At 60.3% G+C, this 23,621-nt stretch carries 17 protein-coding genes; 15 read left to right on the plus strand and 2 right to left on the minus strand.

Annotated elements, in window-relative coordinates; translation table 11 throughout:
• Window positions 1–328: 328 nt before the first annotated feature.
• Complete coding sequence (locus ACQR3R_RS03775; RefSeq protein ID WP_428270669.1) at window positions 329–1,657, minus strand: MFS transporter; 1,329 nt, start codon at window positions 1,655–1,657, stop codon at window positions 329–331.
• A gap of 252 nt (window positions 1,658–1,909) precedes the next feature.
• Here ACQR3R_RS03775 and ACQR3R_RS03780 point away from each other — a divergent pair, with 252 nt between their 5' ends.
• The 11 genes from ACQR3R_RS03780 to ACQR3R_RS03830 all read left to right on the plus strand — a co-directional run bounded on the left by ACQR3R_RS03780 (window position 1,910) and on the right by ACQR3R_RS03830 (window position 16,846).
• Window positions 1,910–2,995 carry an oxidoreductase gene (locus ACQR3R_RS03780; protein WP_428270670.1) on the plus strand — a complete coding sequence of 362 codons (1,086 nt, stop codon included), beginning with the start codon at window positions 1,910–1,912 and terminating at the stop codon, window positions 2,993–2,995.
• Window positions 2,992–4,845, plus strand: coding sequence for a long-chain-acyl-CoA synthetase (locus ACQR3R_RS03785; RefSeq protein ID WP_428270671.1), 1,854 nt, complete (start codon window positions 2,992–2,994; stop codon window positions 4,843–4,845). The genes ACQR3R_RS03780 and ACQR3R_RS03785 overlap by 4 nt, the downstream gene beginning before the upstream one ends.
• Window positions 4,838–5,923 carry an MBL fold metallo-hydrolase gene (locus ACQR3R_RS03790; RefSeq protein WP_428270672.1) on the plus strand — a complete coding sequence of 362 codons (1,086 nt, stop codon included), beginning with the start codon at window positions 4,838–4,840 and terminating at the stop codon, window positions 5,921–5,923. The genes ACQR3R_RS03785 and ACQR3R_RS03790 overlap by 8 nt, the downstream gene beginning before the upstream one ends.
• 67 nt (window positions 5,924–5,990) lie before the next feature.
• Window positions 5,991–7,658: a DUF1302 family protein gene (locus tag ACQR3R_RS03795; RefSeq protein WP_428270673.1), complete on the plus strand. Its 1,668-nt coding sequence runs from the start codon at window positions 5,991–5,993 to the stop codon at window positions 7,656–7,658.
• Window positions 7,659–7,752: 94 nt separating this feature from the next.
• Window positions 7,753–8,964, plus strand: a complete 1,212-nt coding sequence (locus tag ACQR3R_RS03800) for a thiolase C-terminal domain-containing protein (protein ID WP_428270674.1) — start codon at window positions 7,753–7,755, stop codon at window positions 8,962–8,964.
• A gap of 4 nt (window positions 8,965–8,968) precedes the next feature.
• A complete protein-coding gene (locus ACQR3R_RS03805; protein WP_428270675.1) occupies window positions 8,969–9,919 on the plus strand; it encodes an OB-fold domain-containing protein in 951 nt (316 codons plus the stop codon).
• Between the two features lie 258 nt (window positions 9,920–10,177).
• The gene (locus tag ACQR3R_RS03810) at window positions 10,178–11,164 is read left to right on the plus strand and encodes a YCF48-related protein (RefSeq protein ID WP_428270676.1); all 987 of its coding nucleotides are present in this window, start codon (window positions 10,178–10,180) and stop codon (window positions 11,162–11,164) included.
• Between the two features lie 15 nt (window positions 11,165–11,179).
• On the plus strand, window positions 11,180–13,594 hold the full coding sequence (locus ACQR3R_RS03815; protein WP_428270677.1) for an efflux RND transporter permease subunit: 2,415 nt from the start codon (window positions 11,180–11,182) through the stop codon (window positions 13,592–13,594).
• Window positions 13,595–13,789: 195 nt separating this feature from the next.
• Window positions 13,790–15,025 (plus strand): LuxR C-terminal-related transcriptional regulator, encoded by a 1,236-nt coding sequence (locus tag ACQR3R_RS03820; protein WP_428270678.1) that lies wholly within the window; start codon window positions 13,790–13,792, stop codon window positions 15,023–15,025.
• Window positions 15,026–15,232: 207 nt separating this feature from the next.
• The gene (locus ACQR3R_RS03825; RefSeq protein ID WP_428270679.1) at window positions 15,233–16,000 is read left to right on the plus strand and encodes an SDR family oxidoreductase; all 768 of its coding nucleotides are present in this window, start codon (window positions 15,233–15,235) and stop codon (window positions 15,998–16,000) included.
• Between the two features lie 12 nt (window positions 16,001–16,012).
• Window positions 16,013–16,846, plus strand: coding sequence for an SDR family NAD(P)-dependent oxidoreductase (locus ACQR3R_RS03830; RefSeq protein WP_428270680.1), 834 nt, complete (start codon window positions 16,013–16,015; stop codon window positions 16,844–16,846).
• Window positions 16,847–16,927: 81 nt separating this feature from the next.
• Here the strand turns inward: ACQR3R_RS03830 and ACQR3R_RS03835 are convergent, their stop codons facing one another.
• The gene (locus ACQR3R_RS03835; RefSeq protein WP_428270681.1) at window positions 16,928–17,701 is read right to left on the minus strand and encodes a glucose 1-dehydrogenase; all 774 of its coding nucleotides are present in this window, start codon (window positions 17,699–17,701) and stop codon (window positions 16,928–16,930) included.
• Window positions 17,702–17,893: 192 nt separating this feature from the next.
• On the opposite strand from ACQR3R_RS03835, the gene ACQR3R_RS03840 reads away from it, so the two are divergent.
• The 4 genes from ACQR3R_RS03840 to ACQR3R_RS03855 all read left to right on the plus strand — a co-directional run bounded on the left by ACQR3R_RS03840 (window position 17,894) and on the right by ACQR3R_RS03855 (window position 23,580).
• The gene (locus ACQR3R_RS03840) at window positions 17,894–19,081 is read left to right on the plus strand and encodes an acyl-CoA dehydrogenase family protein (RefSeq protein WP_428270682.1); all 1,188 of its coding nucleotides are present in this window, start codon (window positions 17,894–17,896) and stop codon (window positions 19,079–19,081) included.
• A 79-nt stretch (window positions 19,082–19,160) separates the two neighbouring features.
• On the plus strand, window positions 19,161–20,183 hold the full coding sequence (locus ACQR3R_RS03845) for a 2Fe-2S iron-sulfur cluster-binding protein (RefSeq protein ID WP_428270683.1): 1,023 nt from the start codon (window positions 19,161–19,163) through the stop codon (window positions 20,181–20,183).
• A gap of 32 nt (window positions 20,184–20,215) precedes the next feature.
• Entirely contained in the window at window positions 20,216–21,832 is a 1,617-nt protein-coding gene (locus ACQR3R_RS03850; RefSeq protein WP_428270684.1) for a FadD3 family acyl-CoA ligase, read from the plus strand.
• Between the two features lie 98 nt (window positions 21,833–21,930).
• Window positions 21,931–23,580: a DUF1302 family protein gene (locus ACQR3R_RS03855; protein WP_428270685.1), complete on the plus strand. Its 1,650-nt coding sequence runs from the start codon at window positions 21,931–21,933 to the stop codon at window positions 23,578–23,580.
• Window positions 23,581–23,621 lie beyond the last annotated feature (41 nt).

Genomic DNA, 23,621 nt, shown 5'->3' on the forward strand with positions numbered 1-23,621 from the left:
TGATGGCGATTTCGCGGGTGCCATCGCTGGCAAGCCAGGCTCCTACAGGAATTGCGTTAAGCCGTGGGATTTTGGGCGTCACACGGATCCGTAGGAAACCGGCTTGCCGGTGTTGGCGATTGCGATTGCGATGATGTTCCCCCAGCCAGGCTCCCACAAGGTACGGCGTGGAACCTGCGATTTAGGGTGCCTGCACAGGACGTCGTTGTGTACCCCTCGGGATTGTTCGAAGAGCAAAAAAAGCCGCTGCAACCTGGCGAGTTAGCAGCGGCGCGATGGAAGGTGCGGGGTCAGGCGGGCAAGGCTTGTACCGATGGAAGGTGAGGGGTCAGGCGGGCACGGCTTGTACCGTTGGGACCAGGGAGGCTGGGTTCTTTATCTGCTGCCGATAACGTGGCAGTGCCAGGATCAGGAAGACGCTGGCCAATACCAGCAGCGACACTGACGAAGCCAACGCGTAGCGCAGGGATTCACTGCCCAGAGTCGGCACGAAGAAATCGCTGAGCATGCCCACCAGCAGTGGTCCGACACCGACGCCCAGCAAGGTCATGGACATTACGAAGATCGCCGTTGCCTGTGCCAGTCGCGTAGCAGGAAACAGGTGGGTGATGGCACTCAGGCACGGTGTTGCCCACCACACACCAAAAAACGCGAACACACTGTAGAACATGAACGCTTGGGGCACCGCGATACTGCCGATATGGAACGCCGTGCCTTGGGGCCAGAGGAAGTAGGCCAGGGCGAAGGGAATGCTGATCAGCGTACCCAGCAGCGGTACGCCGATTTGCCAACCGGCATCACGACGCGCCATGCGGTCTGTGAGCATGCCGCAGGTCAGCGTGCCAATGGTCGCGCCGCCGCCGCCCACCACGCCGACCAGGAATCCAGCCTGTTGCACGTTGAGGCCGTGAGAACGGATCAGGAAGCTCGGGCTCCAGGTACCGATGGCGTAACCGGCAATCGCTGCCGCACCACCAGTGAGTACCAGCCACAGAAAAGAGGGCACGCGAAACAACTCGACCAGTGTCTTGAACCAGCCATCTTGTGGCGCAGAGGCTGTGCCCAGCGCTGCCACTCGGTTCGGCGCACGCACGGTCAATAGCAGAAGCAAACCGAGGAAAATCCCAGGAGAACCGATCAGCAAGAAGGCGTAGCGCCAACCGTGGTGCTGAGCGATCCAGCCGCCCAGTCCCAGGCCGACAATTGCTCCCAGGCTGGAGCCGAGCATCAACACCGACAATGCTGTAGAGCGGCGATGTGCCGGGTACAAGTCCGAGACCATGGCCACTGATGGTGCTGTTCCCCCGGCCTCACCGACAGCCACGCCGACACGTGCCAATACCAGTGTCAGGAAGTTGCCTGCCATACCGCACAGCATGGTCATCAGGCTCCAGGCAATGCAGCTGAAGGCAATCACCGGTTTGCGTCCAATCCGGTCCGAAAGGCGCCCCAACGGAAAGCCGAATACGGTGTAGAACACCGCGAACGTCACGCCTGAAAGCAGGCCGATGTCGGTATCGGATATACCGAACTCGAGCTTCACCGGCTCGATCAGAATCGCCATCAATTGGCGGTCGATGTAATTGAACACATAGATGCTGGCGAGCACGAAGAGCGCGTAGTGCGTTCGCCATGTCACGGGGTTGGATTGGTTCACTGCGGGTGCTCCCGGTTTTGTTCTAATTGGGGCGATGCTCGACCGGCTAAAGGTTTTTTTCATCGTCCATTCAGACCATCTTTTCCGTTCTTCGCCAGCCGCCCCGCACGATAGCCGACCTAGTCTTGTCGGACGATGTTTCACTCACGTTCACGGTCAATCATTCAGCCCATATTCGCTGCCATGTCAGCGCTTGCCCTGCGTGGCAAGCCCTGCGACAGCCTGAGAATAATAAGAAGCTGAGGAATTGAAATGAGCGTCTTGTTCGAGCCGGTTACCCTGGGCGAGCTGCAACTGGCAAACCGCATTGTCATGGCGCCCATGACGCGCAGTCGCGCCCTGGTCGATGCGGTGCCCGGCAGCGACATGGTCGAGTACTACCGCCAGCGCGCCAGTGCCGGTTTGATCGTGGCCGAAGGGACCGCACCGTCCGCAAGCGGCCTCGGCTATTGCCGTACGCCAGCCATCTACAGCCGCGAGCAGATCGCAGGTTGGCGCCAGGTCACCGACGCTGTGCATGCCGAGGGCGGGCGCATTGTCTTGCAATTGATGCACGTCGGTCGTGCTGCCAGCCAGTACAACAAACCGTTGGGCGCGGCCACGGTGGCACCTTCTGCACTGCGTGCGCGTACTCAGGTGTTCAGTGACGCCGCAGGGCTGGTGGACACAGACGAACCACAGGCGCTGACGCTGGAAGGTATCCGTGAGGTCATTGAAGATTATCGTCAGGCTGCGTTGAATGCGCGCCTGGCTGGTTTCGACGGTGTCGAGTTGCACTGCACCAGTGGCTATCTGCCGATGCAATTCATGGCCTCGGGCAGCAACCAACGCAACGATGCCTACGGCGGCGACGTGGCAGGACGGGTGCGTTTCGCCAGCGAAGTGATCGAGGCGCTGGCCGATGCGATTGGCGCGGGTCGGGTCGGTTTTCGTTTGTGTCCCGGCAACCCCTACAACGACATCGAAGACCGCGAGCCCGCTGCCACTGCGGCCGCTTTGTGCGAGGCCGTAGCGCCGCTGGGCCTGGCGTATCTGCACATCATGCGATCCCCGCTGGCAGACCTCGACGCCTTCGCGCTGGCGCGGATGCACAGCCCCCATGCGCTGATTCTCAACGACGGTTTTGACGGTCCTTCGGCCAGTGCCGCGCTCGCGTCGGGCGAGGGGGCTGCTGTGTCGTTTGGTCGTCACTTTATTGCAAACCCGGATTTGGTCGAACGTTTGAAGTGCGGTTTGCCGTTGACCCGCTTCGATCGAAAAACCCTCTACACCCCGGGCTCGGCTGGCTACTCGGATTACCTCGCCTATCAAGCAATCACCCAGGAGCTGGCGCAATGAACCTGAATGACATGTCTGGCGTCCTGCCTGCCCGGCCTGTACCTCGTGAGCAAACTCAGGCACTGCTTGACCAGCGCTCGGCTGCCGCCGGGTTGATCAAGCCTGGTGATCGCTACACCTTGGCCGACCGTTTGGAACAACAGGCCCGCGAACAAGGTGAACGTACCTTCCTGATCTACGGCGAGCAGCGCCTCAGCTACCTCGAGGTCGATGCGCGGGCCAATCAAATGGCACACACCTTTTATGCCAATGGCTTGCGCGCCGGCGATGTCTGCGCCCTGGCCATGGACAACCGCCCGGCATTTTTTTGCACCTGGTTCGGTCTGGTCAAGCTCGGCGTGGTGGTCGCTTTTATCAATACCCAGGTCAGTGGCCGTGCGCTGCTGCATGCGTTGCAAACGTGCGGCGCCAAGGCGTTGGTTATCGGTGAGGAATGCCTGGCGAATGTCCAGGCCACCGAGGATTTTCCGCAACTGCCGTGTTGGGTGATCCACGACCCGGAAAATCCATGGGCAGGACCGCTACCCAAAGGTATCGACGGGCATTTCGATGCGCGCCTGGAGAAAGCTCCGCGTACGCCATTCCCCCGGGATATCCGTGCGCACATTGAGGCTCAGGCCACGACGCTGCTGATTTTTACCTCGGGCACCACCGGATTGCCCAAGGCTGCGCGTTATAGCCATATGCGCTGGATGTCATCGGGCGATGTGATGGAAGCCACTCTGCAAGTCACCTGCGAAGACGTTTTTTATTGCTGCCTGCCGCTGTATCACGGTGCGGCCGCCACCTCGGTCACCTCTACCGCGTTGCGTGCCGGTGCGTCCATCGTCGTGCGCCGCAGGTTCAGCATGCGCGAGTTCTGGAAAGATGTGGCGAGTCATCAGATCAGCGTATTCCAGTATATCGGAGAGATTTGCCGCTACCTGCTCAATCACCCGGTGCAAGCAGGCGAGCGCGAGCACAGTCTGCGCTGCATGCTGGGTGCCGGTTTGTCACCCGATACCTGGCAGCGCTGGTTGGAGCGCTTTGGCCAGATTCGGGTGTTCGAGGGCTGGGGCGCCACCGAAGCCAATGCTGCGTTGATCAACGTCGACAACTATTTCGGTTCCTGTGGTCGCGTGCCGGACTGGAACAAAACCAACCTTCGGCTGGTGCGCTATGACATCGAAAACGAGTGTCACCCGCGAGACGAAAACGGTTTCTATCAGCTGTGTGAAGTCGGTGAAATAGGCGAGGCCATGGGCTTTATCGTCGACCATCCGAACATTGGCGGCGGTCGATTCGAGGGCTACACCTGCGCCGAGGCTACCGAAAGCAAGATCCGGCGCAATGTGCTGCGCGAAGGTGACGCCTACTGGAGCTCTGGCGACCTGCTGCGCGAGGACGCTGATGGCTACTGCTATTTTGTCGATCGCATTGGCGACACCTATCGCTGGAAGAGCGAGAACGTTTCAACCCAGGAAGTGGCTGATGCGCTGAGCGATCTGCCAGGCCTTGAACTGATCAACATCTATGGGGTTCAGGTACCGGGCCATGAGGGCCGCGCCGGGATGGCCGCGGTATTGATGCAGGAGGGGCAGGCGTTCGAGCCGGATTCGTTGTTCGCGCTGACCGAGGCGCGCCTGCCGCGTTACGCAGCGCCGGTGTTTGTACGGGTCACTCAGGCGGCAGACCTCACGGCCAGCTTCAAGTTGCGCAAGGTCGATCTGCAGCGCCAAGGCTACTGTCCGGCGCGTTGCAGCGATCCGCTGTTTATCCGTGATGAGCAAACCCGCACGTACGTGCCTTATTCCGACGAGGCGCTGACGCGGGCCGGTCTGGCTCCCTTTGCGGTGAAAGACCATGACTGAGCTGGATGCCAATGGTCACGAGCTGCGGGGCGGCCTGCGCTATCCATGGCCGCAGGCACCTGAAGCCGGACAAGTGCGCGAAGTGGCGCCCGGTGTCTGGTGGCTGCGCATGCCGCTACCGTTTCGCCTGGACCACATCAACCTCTATCTACTGCGCCACACCGACGGTTGGGTGGTAGTCGATACCGGGATGAATACCGAGCAGACCCGCGAAGTCTGGGACCGGGTGCTGAGTGAGGTGTGCGCGGGCTTGCCGCTGCTGGCGGTGATCTGCACGCATTTTCATTCAGATCATGCCGGGGTAGCGGCGTGGTTGTCGGAGCGATTCCACTGCCCGGTGTACATGACCGCCAGCGAGTTTCAGTCGTTGCATGTCAGGTTTCCCGCCAGTCAGCCACCGGGCTGGGACTTTCTCGACTTTTACCGCAAGGCCGGTGTCGGCGATGAGCACAGTGCCGAGCTGTTTACGGTGATGAGCAACGCCCATTTCTTGCCAGCGCCACTGAACCATCACCGTCGTTTGCGAGAAGGCAGCCTTCTGCGTATCGGTGGTCGTACCTGGCAGGTGGTAATCGGTCGCGGCCACTCGCCGGAGCATGCCTGCTTGTATACCGCCGAGGACGGATTGCTGATATCCGGCGACCAGGTCCTGCCGCGTATCACTTCCACGGTCGGTGTGCATGCCACCGAGCCATTGGCCAATCCGCTGCGCGACTGGCTCGACTCCATCGAGCATCTGCGCGTTCTGCCTGACAGCGTGTTGGTGCTGCCGGCCCATGAACGGCCCTTCTTTAACTTGCATCACCGCCTGGATCAACTGGACGCCCACCATCGGGCGCATCTGGCGCTGATGCTGGCCAGCTGTGACGAGCCACGCACTGTGCTTGAACTGGTGGCCGTTTTATTTCCCAGGTTGTCGGGTCGCTTCGACGAACTGATGGCGCTTGGCGAAACGTTGGCCCATGCCAACTACCTGGTGGCCGAAGGGTCGCTGGTGCGGGAAGAGGATCGGGGGCGGCTTCGCTACCGGTGTGCTGTAAGGGGAGAAAGCGCTGTTACACCGCTCGATGTGTTTTGAGCGGACGGCACGGCAGCAGTGTTGAACATTCCAGGCAGCCAATCGGTTGCCCTTCAGGAGAGTCAGTGTGATCAAGAAAAATAACAAAAACTCTACGGTCATGGGGTCGAGCGCGTTTCAGGTTACCAGCCTGGCAGCAGCCATTGCACTGGTGTCCACGCCTGTATGGGCGGGTGATACGGTCGAATTTGACAACGGGGCGACCATGGATTGGTCAGTGACCACCAGTTACGGCGTCGGCGTGCGCACCGGCAAGCAGAGCGATCGCTTGATGACGATCAACGCCGACGATGCTAACCGCAACTTCGATCGCGGCAGTCTTACCACCAACCGGGTGGGCGCACTCGGAGAAATGATTCTGCGCAAGGACAACTACGGCGCAGTGGTGCGTGCCAGTACGTTCTACGACGACGTTTACCACCGCAAGAACGACAACGATTCGCCGGCCACGGTCAACAAAAACGGGAGCAACGACGAGTTCACCAGCGACACCCGTTATTACAGCGGCGGTCGTACCCGCCTGCTGGACGCCTATGTGTTCAGCGGCTGGCGTTTTGACAACGACACCATGCTCGACGTCAAGGCTGGGCGGCATATCGAATCCTGGGGCGAGAGCTTGTACTACCCAGGCGTGAATGGCGTGCAAAACCCCTCCGATGCGGTAAAAGCGTCGCAGCCAGGTGTGGAAGTCAAGGAAGTGCTGTTGCCCGTAGGCCAGTTCTCCGGTTCGTTCCGCCTGAACCCTCAAGTGACCTTGGGTGCGTACGTGCAGTACGAATGGAAGGGTACCGAACTGCCGCCGGTGGGCAGTTACCTGTCGAGCAGCGATGTGGTGGGACCGGGTCGTGAATTCATCTATGCCAACGGCCAAAAAGTCACCTACCGCGGCACCGACGAGCCTCGTGATGGCGGCCAATGGGGCGTGCAGGTGCGTTATCGTCCGGTGCCGGCAGTTGAACTGTCACTGTTTCACGTCAATTACCACGACAAAAACCCCGCCACCGCATTGGTCGGCTACGACCCGTTGCCGGTCGGTGGCGGCCGGTACGCCCTGGCGATCGACGGGTATCGGGTGAAGTACTTCGAAGACATCAAACTGACGGGCATCAGTGCCTCGACCAAGCTTGGCGAAACCCAGGTTGGCGCCGAATGGTCGTACCGCGACGGTGCGCCGGTGATGGTCAATACCGGCCTTGGCGCAGTCCCGGCACGAGGCAAGGGCCAGCAGATGCAATTGTCTGCAATCCGTATTCTGGGGGACCGTCCCTGGGCCAGTCAGACCAGCCTGACTGCCGAAATTGTCCGCGTGCAGGTCGACAGCGTCGAATCCACTTCGGCCGCACCCAACCTACAAGGTTTAAACCTGCTGCCTTCGGTAGCAACGCTAGTGGCGCCTTCCAATGACTACACCTACAGCACCAGTGCCGGCTTTCGAACCAAATCATCCAGCGCCTACACCGTGGGCGCATCGTTCAGTTATCCGGGAGTTTTCCAAGGCTGGGATCTGGAAGTCCCCCTCAGCTTCTCCAACGTGTTCAGCGGCTCCACGCCAATGGCCGGAAGCATCTCCGGCGTGCAAGGCGACCGACGACTCAGTGTGGGCACAACCTTCAAGTATTTGAGCAACCTGGAACTGGGCTTGAAATACATCGCTTACCTGGGGGAGCCCGACCCGATCAACCGTCCATTCGCCGACCGTGACTACGCCACGTTCTCGATGAAATACACCTTCTGATTGACCACTCATTGTCCGGGGCATCTGTTTGAGCCCCGGTCTACCAACATACCTGGAATACGGCCGAAGCGTTGCGCTTCGGCAGGGAGGCACTATGGGGCTTAAAGGGCACGCGGCCATTGTGGGCACCGCACAATACAAGCCGGAAAAATACGCGACGGCACCCAAGATGTTTCACCTTGAGCAAGTCGCCGATCTGGCGGCCCAGGCATTGCGAGATGCAGGCCTTAAAGCCTCGGACCTGGACGGGCTGGTGATCAACGGCCCGCAGTTTCATGAAGCCTCAGTCTTCGTGCCGGCGATGGCTGCCGAATACCTGGGGCTGCGCTTGAACTTCGCCGAAGTGGTGGACCTGGGTGGTTGCACCTCGGTGGGCATGGTCTGGCGCGCCGCAGCCGCCATTGAACTGGGCCTGTGCCAGGCCGTGTTGTGTGTCATCCCGGCGCGCATGGCGCCGTTGGGCCCGGACGAAGATCCGAGCTGGATGGTCCGGGCCATGCGTTTCGGCGGCCACAGCACAGCGTTCGGTGCACCCGAGGCCGAGTTCGACCTGCCTTACGGGCACATGGGCCAGAACACCGGCTACGCGATGATTGCCCAGCGTTACGCCGCGCAATACGACTACGACCAACGGGCCATGGCCAAGATTGCCGTCGACCAACGTACCAACGCCTTGGCCAATCCGCAGGCGATGTTTTACGGGCAGCCGTTGACCATCGAGCAAGTGCTGGCGAGCAAAGTGGTGGCTGACCCACTGCATGTACTGGAAATCGTCATGCCAGTGGCCGGTGGCGCCGCGATGATTATCACCAACAAAGAAGTAGCCGCACGTGCCCGCAAACGGCCGGCCTTCATCACCGGCTTCGGCGAGCACCTGGCGTTCAAATCGCCATCCTATGCCGAGGACATGCTGCACACGCCGATTGGTCCTGCCTCGCAGCGGGCTTTCAGCATGGCCGGGCTCAAGCCCAAAGACGTCGATGCCGCGCAGATCTATGACTGCTACACCATCACCACGTTGCTGACGCTGGAAGACGCCGGTTTTTGTGGCAAGGGTGAGGGCATGGCGTTTGTGCGTGAACACGACCTGACCTGGCGTGGCGATTTCCCCATGAATACCCACGGCGGGCAACTCAGCTTCGGCCAGTCGGCCTCGGCCGGAGGCATGAGCCAGGTGATCGAAGCGGTGACGCAGATCTCAGGTTCTGCCGGTGAGCGCCAACTGGGGCGCTGCGACAACGTTTACGTGTCCGGCACTGGTGGCGTGATGAGCGAGCAGGGCGCATTGATACTTCAGGGAGCATAAGCACATGTCCAACAACAAACCGATGCCGGTCGCGACGCAAATCTCTGCACCGTTCTGGGAGGGCCTGAAGGCTCGCCGCCTGTTGATCCAGCAATGCAACGCGTGTGCGCATTGGAATTTTTACCCGCGCCGACATTGCCCGGTATGCCTGGAACACGACTTGGCGTGGCGCGAAGTCGACGGCGCCGCGACGTTGTACAGCTACACGGTGACGCGCATCGCGACGTTGCCTGACTTCATTGATGAAATGCCGCAAAAACTGGCGGTGGTCGAGCTGGCCCAAGGGGTACGCATCAACACTAACCTGGTAGGCCTTGACGAAGACCAAATCCGGATCGGCATGTCGTTGCAACCGGTGTTTGCCGAAGTTGACGCCAAGGGCAACCGATTGCTGCGCTTCACCGGGCTTGACCAAGATGCAGCGAGCCTCGAATCGCTGCCCGTTGAGGACAGCGCGTCGCAGGCTGCAGCCTTGCAGCAGCCTGCGGTTCGCCAGATCGACCTCAATGATGGGCCGGCCTTGCAGGCGCTGGTCAGCGATCAGTTTTGCGACTGGAGCAATGTCGTGGTGGTCGATCAGGCGCTGATCGACGCTTTTGCCCAGCTGTCCGGCGACAATTACTGGATTCATACCGATCCAGAGCGGGCGCGCCTGCAAAGTCCATTCGGTGGCACCATTGCCCACGGTGCTTTGGTGCAGGTGTTGCAGTCACGGATGACGCTGGCGCTGGGCTTCGAGATCAGCGGCTTCACCACCCAGATCAACTACGGTTCTGACCGCCTGCGGTTCCCGGCGCCGGTACCGGCGGGGTCACGCATTCATTCTCGAGCACGGGTCAAAAAAGTCGATCTGTCAGCGCGAGGCACCCAGTTGACTCTGGAACTCACCACTCATGTAGTGGGCCAGGATCGCCCATCAGTGATCAACGACCTGGTGATCCTGTACATCGCCTGATCGCCTGCATCCGCCAGGTTTTTCAGCGCATGGCCATGACGCGGTGTCGCACAGACACCGCAATATTGCGCAACCGATACGCCATTTGTGCCATTGCATAAGCCATTTGGACGATGTGCCCCCCAGGCCTTGCGCCGACTATTCCTCAGAGGCAACGCCCATTGCGCTTGCCTCGCATGCCCTGGCGCCTGACAAGAACAAGAGGATTGGCCCTATGACTTGCCCCATGCACACGTGCCCCGAGCAGGAGCGTTTCCCATGCGTTCTGTGATCGGCTATGTGGTCTGCCTGGTGGTCGCCCTGACCATCGGCTACACCTTCTCTCCCAAATCCCCTCCGCAAGAAGAGCTATTGGCGACGCGTCCCGACCGAGTGCAAATCAACGGTCTGCTCAATCTTGGCTCGCGTGTAGTCGCCGTTGGCGAGCGCGGCAGCATTCTGCTCAGCGATGACCAAGGCGTCAGTTGGCAGCCAGCCAGCGTCGCTCCGCAACGCGATGCCACCCTGACCGCTGTGGTGGCACTGGACGGCGAACGCCTATTGGCCGTCGGGCATGACGGCTGGATCCTGCGCTCTACGGACGCCGGCAATCATTGGCAGGAAATTCGCTACGACGCCGATCTGGGCGAACCGTTGCTGGGCATCTGGACCGCCGGTGGTGACAGCGTCATGGCCTTCGGCAGTTTCGGCAAATTCTACCAATCCCTGGACGCCGGGCAGACCTGGACACCGCAAGTGCTGGACATCGACAGCGCGCACTTGAACAGCATGGCCGGTGGTGAGGATGGTCGCCGCATGCTGGTGGGGGAGCAGGGGCTGGTCCTGCGTACGTCCGACGCCGGCCAGCATTGGCAGACGTTGCCCGCGTTCTACAGCGGTTCGTTGTTCGGCATCGTGCGTTTAAGCGCAGACAACTGGGTGACCTACGGCATGCGCGGGCATGTGTTCGTCAGCCACGATTTTGGCAACAGCTGGACCCAGATCAATGTCGGCAATCAACTGCCGCTGTACGGCCATGTGCTGCTGCCAGATCACACGGGGTTGGTGATCGTCGGTGCGGGCAGCTCGGTGGTGCGTCTGGATGAGCAGGGCGCGCTCGTTGGCGTTGGGCGCCTGGTGGGGCTGGGCACGTTGACTTCGGCGACGATGGTGGGCTCGCGCTTGTTGGTCGGCGGTGAGCGCGGTGTCTTGCAAGGTACAGCTGGCAGCGTTGCTGCCCTAGCGGCCACACAGGCCACCCAGTAAATGAGAGGCGGGGCAATGAATCAAGATAAACACTGGGTGACACGTTGCGTAGCAACGTGCGCCGATCACCTCATGGCCCGGCGCAAGGGCCTGCTGGTGCTGTTCGTTCTGGTGACACTGGGCTTGGGCTACAGCGCTACCCACACGCAACTCGATCCGGGGTTCAACAAACAGATCCCGGTGCGTCATGCGTACATGGTCAACTTCCTCAAGTTCAGCCGCTACTTTACCGGTGCCAATCGTTTCCTGGTCAGCGTGCATTGGAAGGGCGACGGCGATATTTACAACCCGGAATTTCTCGAGACCCTGCGCAAAGTCACTGACGATGTGTTTTTCATCTCGGGGGTCAGTCGTCCCAGCGTGACGTCGTTGTTTACTGCCAACGTGCGCTACATCGAAATCACCGAGGAAGGTTTTTTTGGCGACGTGGTGGTGCCACCCCGTTTTAGTGGCACCCGCGAGGACCTGGCGCAGGTGCGCAGCAACACTGCAGCTTCCGGGCAGGTTGGCCGGCTGGTAGCCAACGATCTGAAGTCGGCCATGGTCCGTGCCGATTTGCAGGACACCGATCCCAAGACCGGCCAGCCGGTGTCCTATGTCGACATCGCCAAGCGCCTGGAAGAAATTCGCGGCAAGTACAACAGCCCCGATATCGAGATCAACATTGTCGGGTTTGCCAAGTTGGTGGGCGATGTCGTCGAAGGGTTGAACACGGTGATCGGCTTCTTTGTCGTAGCCTTTGTGATCACCGGACTATTGCTGTGGCTCTATTCACGTTCCCTGCGCCTGACCGTGGTGGCATTGCTGGTCGCGCTGCTGCCGGTGGTATGGCTGTTGGGGTTGTTGCCATTGCTGGGGCTGGGCATCGACCCGATGTCGATTCTGGTGCCTTTCCTGATTTTCTCCATCGGTGTGTCGCACGCGGTGCAGATGACCAACGCCTGGAAGCAGGACGTGCTGGCTGGCAGTAGCTCCAGGGACGCGGCGCGTTCGGCGTTCTGCAAGATATTCATTCCCGGTTCCCTGGCCTTGCTGATGAACGCACTGGGCTTTGCGGTGATCATGTTGATCGACATCCCCATCGTCCACGAACTGGGGGTAACGGCGTGCATTGGCGTGATGCTGATGATCATCACCAACAAACTGATGTTGCCGATCATCATTTCCTACCTGCACCTGGAGCCTGAGTTATTGCGCCGGGCACAATCTCGACCGGCCGGCAGGCACCGTCTATGGTGGCGCCTGTCGGCATTGGCCGAGCCAGGGCCGGCCCTTGGGGTATTCGCCGTGAGCCTGTTGTTGCTATTGGCCGGAGCCTACAAGGCGCGCGACCTGGCAGTGGGCGATATTGGTGCGGGAGCACCGGAGTTGCGAGCTGACTCACGTTACAACCTGGACAACGCCAAGATCATCAACAGTTACTCCATCGGCCTGGATGTGATGTCGGTGTTCGTCCAGGTCAAGGGTGTTGAGGAAGGTTGCCTGTCGCCTGCGGTCATGCGTGCAGTGGAAGCTTTCGACTTTCGCATGCGCACTGTCTCAGGCGTTCAATCGATCCAGAGCGTGGCGGACATGGGCAAACGGGTGATTGCCGGCAACAACGAAGGTAATCCGCGCTGGGCGGCTATCCCTGGTTCGCCACGCGGCCTCAGCCAAGGCGCGCGCGCCTATATGCCGGATGACGGGATGGTCACTGACGGCTGCCAGCAGATGCAGATTTTGGTGTTCCTGGCCGACCACGAAGGCAGCACGGTCAGCCATGCAATAACCGAAGCCAAACGGATCATTGCCGAGGTTAATTCGCCGCAAGTCGAATTCCTCCTGGCGGGTGGCAACGTTGGCGTCATGGCGGCTTCCAACGAGGCGGTCAAACGCGCCGAGATCATCATGCTGGGAGCGTTGTTCGGTTCAGTGGCGTTGTTTTGCTGGCTGACTTTCCTGTCCATTCGCGCAGTGCTGTGCATTCTGGTGCCACTGGCGATTGTAGCCATTCTTTGCAATGCCCTGATGACCCTGCTGGGGATCGGCCTGAAAGTCGCCACCTTGCCGGTGATGGCGCTTGGGGTGGGCGTGGGTGTCGACTATGGCATCTACCTATACGAGCGCATCCAGCACGAAATGCTGCGTGGCGCCAATCTGCGGGAGGCGTTTTATCAAGCCATGTGCCAACGAGGCACTGCCGCGGTATTCACCGCAGTGACCATGTCCATCGGCGTCTGTACCTGGGCATTCGCGCCGCTGAAGTTTCAGGCCGACATGGGCGTGTTGCTGTCGTTTATGTTCCTGGTCAACGTGTTGGGGGCGATTTTCCTACTCCCGGCGCTGGCAGCCTGGTTCAATCGAGGGCGTCCGTTGGTCACTGTTCGGGCGCCTGGGGCTGCGGCAAAACAGGGCCGGTTTGAGCTAAAAAAAAAGCCCCGCCGCGCGTGATTCCGTGCAGTAAAAAATAAACCTGCCGGGCCTATTGTGGAGTACATCGGCGGTAGGGAAACTGATGCGCGGGCCCAGTTGCATGGGCCCGCAGGCAAGTTGCAGTCAAGAGGGGGAGCCTTGAGCACTCCCGAGCCGAAATTATAAAAATAAATAAGGGAGGGACGTCGTCCTTACCCGTGCGAGGAGAAGACTATGCAAGAAGTTGTCTTGACCCATGAAGCCCTGGCAAGCCTTGGCCTGGACCTCACGCGCTACAGCCAGTTAGTAGGCGAAGTCTATGAAGGCGCCCTCGATCCGAAACTGATGGCCAAGGCCCTCAGAAGCTTCCTGAAAATCTACGATGCCAACTACGTCACCCTGATTTTGCGGGTGCCGGACCAGCCCGATACCGGCGTGATGATTATCGTCGGCGACATCGAAGGTGCCGATGATGTCGCCTACATGACCTATCCGCAGACCAATACCCCGTTCGCTAACCAGCCGTTGGACCAGGTGTTCACCGTGGACGACATCATGACTTCCACGGAATGGGAGCATAACGTCTACTTCAAGATGTTCTGCGGTCCGCATGACGTGTACCACCTGATGGGGGCCGATATTTCCACACCGTATGGCGGCAAGCTGCGCTTTCGCGCCACGCGTCCGAAACACGCACCCAACTTTTCCGCGAACGATCGTGCGCTATGTACCCTGTTCCTGCCACATCTACGCCGGGCTTTGAAGCTGCACAATTTGCTGGACCGCAGCGAATCGCTGAGTGAATTGTACTCCCAGGCCATCAGTCGCTTATCGGTGGCGACTCTGGTCCTCGACGAGAGCGGTAGCGTGTTGCAGATCAATCCGGTGGCCGAGGAAATCCTGGCCCGCTCCGACGGCCTGAAACTGGTCGGCGGGCGTTTGGAGGCGACTTATCCCAGTGATAATCGTGAGCTGCAACGTTTGATTCGCAGTGCGTTCGCCCCGGGTGCACCGAAAAACGCCGAAGCAATGTCAGTAACCCGACCCTCCGGGCTGGTGAATCTCGGTGTGGTGGTTGAGTCCATTCCATCGCTGGACTGGGCCGAGGAGAAGGGGCAACCGGCTGCGCTGGTTTACATCCGCGATGCATCGAGCAAATCGTTGGCAAGCGAAGTAGTGACCAAGCAGTTGTTCAACCTGACCAAGGCTGAAACTGCCTTGGCCATGGAACTTGCCAATGGCTTGTCGCTGGAGGAGGCCGCCGAAGCCCTGAATATCCGGCGCAACACGGCACGAGCGCACTTGCGCTCGATCTTCTCCAAGACCGGCGTGCGACGCCAGACCGAACTGGTGCGCATCATGCTCAACAGTGTGGTGGCCCTGGGCAAACCCAGGCTTGCGTTAAAGATGGCGGAGAAAATCAAGGTGCCCCCGCCACGACTCGCCGCGCCGATCTTTCGCCAGGCCTGATGCCAGGCACCTGCACGGACCGTGCGGGTGTTCAGGGTCTGGGACTGGGCACACATCCTGTAGGAGGCGGCTTGTTGGCGATAGCGATTTTGATGACGCCATCGCTGGCAAGCCGCGCTTCTGCCCATCGCTTTTTTAGTCCGCACAGACGATGCCGTCGGGTACATACCCTGTCGATACTGGGCGCAACTATCACGGAGAACGTCTATGCCTATTACTGCCATCACCGGCAGCGCATCGGGAATCGGTGCTGCCGTCAGCGCGGCCATGCGCGCAGCTGGACATCGGATCATCGGAATTGATCGCAGCAACGCCGAGGTGATTGCCGACCTGTCCACTCCTCAAGGTCGCGATGCCGCCATCGCGCAAGTGCTTGAGCAGTGCGACGGTGTTCTCGACGGGCTGATCTGTTGCGCCGGAGTCGGTGTCACCGCGCCCTCGTGTGAATTGATCCTGGCGGTCAACTACTTTGGTGTCAGCCAATTACTGGAAGGCCTGCGCGGGGCATTAGCCCATGGGCAACACCCGGCTGCGCTGGTGATCGGCTCGGTTGCAGCGACTCATTCGGGGCCTGCCGGCCAGCCAATGATCGACATGATGCTGGCGGGTGATGAGGCTCAGGCGCTAGCGTTGGCCAACAGTCTTGGCCAGCCACACGTGGCCTATGCCGCCTCTAAATGCGCGATCAGCCGCCATGCTCGCAGTCTGGCTGTGAGTTGGGGCAAAGAGGGAATTCGTCTGAACGTGGTGGCGCCGGGTGCAGTAGAAACTCCCCTGCATCAGGCCTCGCTGGACGATGCCCGGTTTGGTAAGTCGACGCGCGAGTTCGTCGCGCCTTTGGGACGTGCCGGACGACCTGACGAAATCGCCGGGTTGGTGGCGTTCCTGCAATCACCCCAAGCGTCGTTTGTTCATGGCAGCGTGGTGTTCGCCGATGGCGGTATGGACGCCATGGTTCGCGCCTCAAATTTTTAAGAAGGAATCCGTATGAACAAGGTCGCATTCATCACTGGCGCCAGCCGTGGCATTGGCCGTGAGGCGGCATTGGCATTCGCCCGGGCCGGTTTCGATCTGGCCATCAGCGCGCGCACTGTCAATGAGGGCGAGAAGCACGAACATGCCTTGCGCGACGCCCATGGGATGCCACTGGCTGGCAGCCTGAATGGCACCGCCGAGGCATTGCGTGATCTCGGCTGCCGGGTGCTCGTGGTGCCCATGGACCTGCTCGACAGCGCCTCGGCCCTGGCCGCTTGCCAAGCGGTGCTGGCTGAGTATGGACGTATCGATGTGCTGATCAATAACGCGATCTATCAGGGGCGTGACCTTAACGCCGGTTTCATGGAGCTGCAGTCGCAGACCCTGGAAAGAATGTTCCTGGGGTACATCCTCACGCCGTTCATGCTGACTCGGGCGGTAACCGAGCACATGGTGACGCGCGGCGGCGGGGTGGTGATCAACGTCACCTCCGGCGCCGGCGAAAGCGATCCACCGGTGGCGGCAGCGAAGGGTGGCTGGGGCTATGCCTATGGTGCCGGCAAGGCTGCAGTGTCGCGATTGTCCGGGGTGTTAACCACGGAGTTGGGCGAGGCTGGCATCCGTGCCTACACCCTTAATCCGGGTGTGGTCACCACCGAAGCTCTCAAGGCTACTATCGGCGATAAAGGCCTGATCGCCTTGCGTGCAGGCAGTGCCCCGCCGCACGTGCCGGCAGCTGTCATGTTATGGCTGGCGACTGCCGAGCAGGCGCCCGGGTTTCAACGCAGAACGATTGCGGCGCAGCCGTTTGCGTTGGAGCACGACATCGTTGCCGACTGGCGTTAATAGCGGGCCATTGAATACGTTGATCGAACAAAGAAAAAAGCTCGCCCCAACACCATCAGGGGCGAGCCGAAAGGAGCGGGTTCAGCTAGGCCAGACCGATGAATCTGCACCGCCATCAACATCGATGATCTTGCCGGTGACCCACGCCGAAGCAGGGCTGGCGAGGTACAGCGCGGCTGCAGCGATGTCCTGTGGCTTACCCAGGCATTTGAGAGGTGTGTTGTTTTCCATGGTTTGGCGCATGGCGGCGGGCATCACCCCGTTCAGCGCTTCAGTCAGTGTGGGGCCAGGGGCGACGGCGTTGACCCGAATCTGCGGCGCGAAATCCTGGGCCAGTAAGCGGGTCAGGTGGCTGAGCGCAGCCTTGGCCGTACCGTAGGCACTGAAATGGCGTTGGGCATAACGCGCGGCGACGGAGCTGATATTGATGATGTTACCGCCACCGGCCTCGCGCATCAGCGGTACACATAATTGGCAGAAGGCGTAAGTGGTCGCGACATTGAAGTTCAGTACCTGAGCGAACTGGTCGGGGGTCATGGTCAACGGATCGTTGGGTCCTCCACCACCGACATTGTTCACCAGATGAGTGATGCGACCCATCTGTTCAACACTGTGGCGCACCAACGCTTGGCGTTGTTCGGTTTCGTTGACGTCACACGCAAAAGCCGATGCGCGACGACCCATGCCACGAATTTCTTCAGCCACTGCTTGAACCTCGTCCAGTGACCGCGCCGAGCACACCACATCGGCGCCGGCCTCGGCATACGCCAAGGCAATCGCCCGACCAATTCCTCTTCCGCTACCGGTCACTATGGCGACGCTGCCCTGCATCTGGAAACGCTGCAAAATACTCATTGCCCTTACTCCGAGGGGTCGATAGATGATGGCTGAATATCGCCGTCCTGTGCGTTGCCAACATCGTCTCAACGGACTAGCGACTTGCGGTGTCGGTGTTCTAGTCCGCTTTGACGATGAATGATTGCTCGCTCGATCCGATGATCCATCACACCTCGCGCAGTGGCGCAGTGAGATCGGGAGAATCGAGTGATGCACAGCATGCGTGAAAAGACCCAGGACGAACGTGATCTGCTTGAACGGGCTCGGCGCCTGGTGCCGGCACTCAAGGCGCGTACGGCACAAGCCGACAAGGACTTGAAGGTACCAGAGGAAAGCATCGCCGAATTGCAATCCACTGGCTTGCTGCGGGCCCTGCAACCACGGGCATTCGGTGGTTATGAAGTGGACCCGCGCACGTTCTTCGAAATCCAGACCATCCTCGCGGAAGGCTGCATGTCTACGGCTTGGGTCTATGGCGTGATGGGTGTTCACCCCTGGCAGTTGGCGCGTTACCCGATAGAAGCGCAGCGTGATGTGTGGGCGGATGACCACAGCGCGCTGATCTGCTCGACTTACATGCCGGCGGCCAAGGTCACGGTGGTGGAGGGTGGTTACCGAATCAGCGGGCGCTGGGGATTCTCCAGCGGTAGCGAGCACTGCCAGTGGATATTGCTGGGCGGCATCCTGCCAGCCGATGGCGATCTGGCGGCCGAACACGGTACGTTCTTGTTGCCTCGTCACGACTATCAGATCGTGCGCAATTGGGACGTGCTAGGCCTGCGCGGTACGGGCAGTCACGACATCGTGGTCGAGGATGCGTTCGTCCCGGCGCACCGTGTACAACGCACTAATAACTGGACGCTTGAGGCGACACCAGGACGCCAGTTCAATACCAACCCGATCTACGCGATTCCCTTTGCCCAAGTATTCTCGCGCGCCGTCTCGACCTCGGCCATCGGTGCCTTGCAAGGCGCGATCAACGAGTTTCGCGACAACGCAGCCAAGCACATCGGCAAGCATGGTGCCCGTACTGCAGACGATCCGGTGGCGCAGACCGCTGTTGCCGAAGCGATGATCACCGTCGACAGCCTGCGCCTGGTCCTGGAGCGCAACTACGAGCACCTGATGAGCCTGGCACGTGCTGGCGAATACCCCGACACCGAGACTCGCCTGCTGTATCGCTACCAGTCGGCCTACGTGACCAATGTCTGCGCCGAGCGGGTGAACGACCTGTTGCGCAGCATGGCGGCTTCCGGGTTGTACAACACCAATCCCGTGGCGCGGTTGTTCCGCGACCTGCACCAGGCACGCGGTCATATTGCCAACAACTACATGGCCTACGGGCGCAGCTATGGCGCTGTGATGCTGGGCTTGCCCAACCCGGACCCTTACGTCTGAGCGCGATAGCGCCTGTTTCGACTCCCTGGGTTTACACCTGCCTGTGATACGCGGGCAGGTGGTCATGAGTACCTGACCTATGAACAATTATCTTGCCCTGCGCGTGGCGCGAGTGATCGAGGAAACGGCCGACGCGCGTTCCCTGGTGTTCGATGTACCGGAGCATTTGGGCGAGCGTTTCCGCTATCAACCCGGCCAGTTCCTGACCTTGCGTGTGCCCTACGAGGGCGGCTGGTTGCCCCGTTGTTATTCGCTATCCAGCACGCCGTTGCTCGATGAACCTTTGCGCGTAACGGTTAAGCGTGTGCACGAAGGGCGCGCTTCGAATTGGCTGTGTGGCGAGTTTCAGGAAGGCCAGGTTTTGGAAGTCTTGCCCCCGGCCGGGGTGTTCGTACCCCGCAGCCTGGACGGCGACTTGTTGCTGTTTGGCGGCGGCAGCGGCGTTACACCGGTGCTGTCGATCCTGCGCTCTGCGTTGCTCGCCGGCACCGGCCGGATCCTGTTGATTTACGCCAATCGCGATGAGGCGTCTGTGATTTTCAAGGACGAACTCCGGACCTTGGCCAGCGTTCATCCGCAACGCCTGCAAATAGTCCATTGGCTGGACTCGGTGCAGGGCATTCCGAGCATCGGGCAACTGGCCGAACTGGCGCGACCCTTTATCGATGCCCAGGCGTTTATCTGTGGTCCGGGGCCTTTCATGGACGCTGCGGTCAGTGCGCTCAAGGGCCTGGGCATGCCGGACCGTCGGGTGCATGTCGAGCGCTTCGTCTCGCTGCCCGGCGAAGGCGAACAGGCACTGGTGGTGAGCAGCGAGGCGGCAATGGCGGCGCAGTTGGCGGTGCGTCTGGACGGTGAGGACTACCACGTGGCCTGCGACAGCGGCGAAACCGTGCTGGCCGCTATGGAACGTGCTGGCCTGAATCCGCCCAGCTCTTGCCGCGTCGGGGGCTGTGCCTCGTGCATGTGCACCCTGGAGAGCGGTGATGTCGAGCTGCTGCACAACGATGCGCTGGACGCGGGCGAACTGGCTGAAGGCTGGATTCTTGCGTGTCAGGCCGTGCCCACCAGCGCGCAATTGCGCATCCGATTTCCCGAATGATGCCTTCGAATGATGCCAAGCCCGAGCCTATGATGAATCAGAGCCTGAACCTTGCCGCGCCACCGAGCGCTGTTCCTACCACCTTGGCCCAGCTGGTCTTCAGCAGCGCCGAACGTTTTGCCGGGCGCACCGCCATCGAGGAAAACGGCGAATGCATCGACTACGCCGAGTTACCCGAACGCGTCTTGGGTTTTGCTCGGGGCTTGATGGCCTTGGGCATCCAGGCCGGTGACCGCATCGGTATCTGGGCGCCGAACAGTCGTGACTGGATTCTCGCAGCGCTGGGTATTCATTGTGCCGGTGCGGTGCTGGTACCGATCAACACGCGCATGAAAGGCCTTGAGGCCGTCGATGTACTGGAGCGCAGCGGGTGCCGGCTATTGTTCGTCCAGCAGCGCTTTCTCGACGTCGATTATCCTGCGTTGCTCGCCCCCCATCGGCCAGCCAGCCTCGAGCACTTGGTCATTGTGGGGGAAGAGGTGCCTGTTCGCAGTTCGGACCTGCACCTGGCTCAATTTCTGAGCGGCGCCGCGACGATTGATGTGGCGAGCGCCATGCAGCGTGCGTTGGCGGTGGGTCCCGACGCCATGTGTGACCTGTTATTCACGTCCGGCACCACCGGTAAACCCAAGGGCGTGATGAGTGGCCACGGTCAGAACCTGCGGGCGTTCACCGAATACGTCAACGTCATTGGCTTGGTGCCGGGCGACCGCTACCTGATCGTCAACCCGTTCTTCCATGCCTTTGGCTACAAGGCTGGCTGGCTGACTTGCCTGATCGGCGGTGCGACGATTCTGCCTCATGCGGTATTCGACGCAGAGCAAGTGTTCCAGCGCATCACCCGTGAACGCATCAGCGTACTGCCTGGCGCGCCGACCCTGTACCTGTCGCTGCTGGCCCATCCGCTGCTCAAACAGGCTGACCTGTCGAGTTTGCGCATTGCCGTCACGGGCTCGGCGAGCATTCCGCCGAGCCTGATCGAGCGCATGCGCAACGAGTTAGGTTTTGCCGTGGTGACTACTGCTTATGGCCTGACCGAGTGTGGTGGGCTGGCGACCATCTGCGATCCCAAGGACTCGGCGCAAGTGATCGCTGGCACCAGCGGTCGGCCGATTACCGGCACTGAAGTTAGCATCCGCGACCCGCACAACCAGACGCTGGATGCCGGACAAACGGGCGAGATTTGTTTGCGTGGTTTTCACGTAATGCAGGGCTATTTCCAAGACCCGGTGGCCACCAGTGAAACCATTGATGCCCAGGGTTGGCTGCACACCGGCGACGTAGGACGCCTGGACGAGGCGGGAAACCTGATCATCACTGATCGCCTGAAGGACATGTTCATCGTTGGCGGTTTCAACTGCTATCCGGCAGAAATCGAAGCAGCGCTGATCAAGCACCGTTCGATTGCACAGGTCGCGGTGATCGGCATCGCCGATGAACGCATGGGCGAGGTCGGTTGCGCCTGTGTGGTGCTGCGCGAAGGCGAGGCGCTCAGCGAGGCGCAATTGATCGCCTGGAGTCGAGAGCAAATGGCCAATTACAAGGTGCCGCGTCAAGTGCGCTTCTTCAATACATTGCCCCTCAACCCGTCGAGCAAAGTGGTGAAAAACGAATTGCGCGCCTGGGTGGCGAACAGCGCACCGGCATGAAGAGCACTCATCTCATCAAATGGACGATGTGTGCGGCGGTGGTTTTTTTCATGCTGTGACGACACAAGCAAAAACAACAACAAAAAAAGGAGAGGGGCATGTTTATCCGAAAACCTGTTGCGCGCCACCCGGGCCATCTGTTGAGTGGCCGTCGCTGCATGTTGGCAACGGCCATCACCGTTGCCAGTGCCACGGTCAGTGCTGCGCCGACCATTGAACTGGGCGAAAACACCACCCTGGACTCATCGCTTACGGTGAACTACACGGCATCCATGCGGACCGCCAAGCAGGCAAGCCAGTACCTCAATGACCCGAACAACGACGATGGCACCCGCAATTTCAAACGTGGCTCATTGATCAACAACCGCCTGAGCCTGTTCGGCGAGTTGCAACTCAAGCACGACAACCTCGGTGCGGTCTTGCGTGGCAGCGATTTCTACGACGATGTCTATAACCAGCGCAACGCCAACGACTCGCCAGAGACGGTGAACAAAGTCGGGCACTACGATGGCTTCAGTGACAAAACCCGTCAGCTGAGTGGCAGCACGGCGCGTCTGCTCGATGCGTATGTGTACGGCAACTTCGATGTCGGCGAAACGCAGTACCTGTCGCTCAAGGCTGGACGGCATCTGGTGGCCTGGGGCGAAAGCCTGTTCTGGTCCAACATCAGTCAGGGCCAGGCCCCGGTGGATGCGACCAAGTTCAACGTGCCGGGTACCGAAGCCAAGGATTCGTATTTGCCGGTGGGGCAGGTGTCCGGTTCGTGGTCGCTGAACGAAAACCTGGCGCTGGTGGGTTACTACCAGTACGAGTGGGAAAAAACCCAGCTCAACCCGGTGGGTGATTACTTCGGCAGCGACACCTTCGGTCCTGGCGCGGAGTTTTTTCGTCTGGGCAGCGGGGTGGTCGATCGCCTTCCCAATGGCGCGGCGGTTAGTTATGCCGGTGAGAAAGATGCCAGTGACAGCGGCCAATGGGGTCTGGGGGTACGCTACCGCATCACCGAAAACACCGAGATCGGGCTGTTCCACTATCGCTACAACGAGCGTGTTGGCTCGTTATTTTTCGACTTCACCGGCGCCACCCAATATTCGTCGCTCAAAAGTATTGGCCATGATGGCGCTGCACCGTCCTACCGCATGGGCTATTTCGAAGGCGTCAAACTGACGGGTGTCAGCTTCAGCTCCAAGGTTGGCGATTCGGTGCAATACGCCGGTGATCTGAGTTACCGCGATGGCGCCTCGGTCTATTTGAGCAATGGCGCACCGACCACCGGGCAAATCTGGCAAGGCAACCTCAACGCCTCGTACATTCTGGGCCCAAGCTTTCTGGCCCAGCAGACCACCGTCATGGGCGAAGTGGTGCATCAACACATCGCCTCGGTGGACAGCCTGACAATTACCGGCGGTGGCGCTGGCATCGACGGCACGTTCGACAAATTCGAGTCGGCGACTCAGACCCGTGGCTCGACCCTGCTGGGCATTGGGGCCTACATGGACTACCCGTCCATTGCCAATGGCCTGGACCTCAGCACCAAGGTGGTATGGACGCAGAACGTCGACGGCAGCGCTTATCAGGGCCTTGGTCGTGCCGAGAAGCGGCTGACCGTGGGCGGCGATTTCAAGTACCTGGGCAACTTCCAGGTCGGTATGACCTATGTCGCTTATTTGAGCTCACCGGACGTGGCCCAAGGCCGTTTGCTGGCCGACCGTGATTACCTGTCGTTCAACGCCAAATACACCTTTTGATGATCATGGCTGCGTCGTGCCAAGGCGACGCAACCCTACTC

This window comes from Gordonia sp. IEGM753, assembly GCF_050321825.1.
GTDB lineage: Bacteria > Pseudomonadota > Gammaproteobacteria > Pseudomonadales > Pseudomonadaceae > Aquipseudomonas.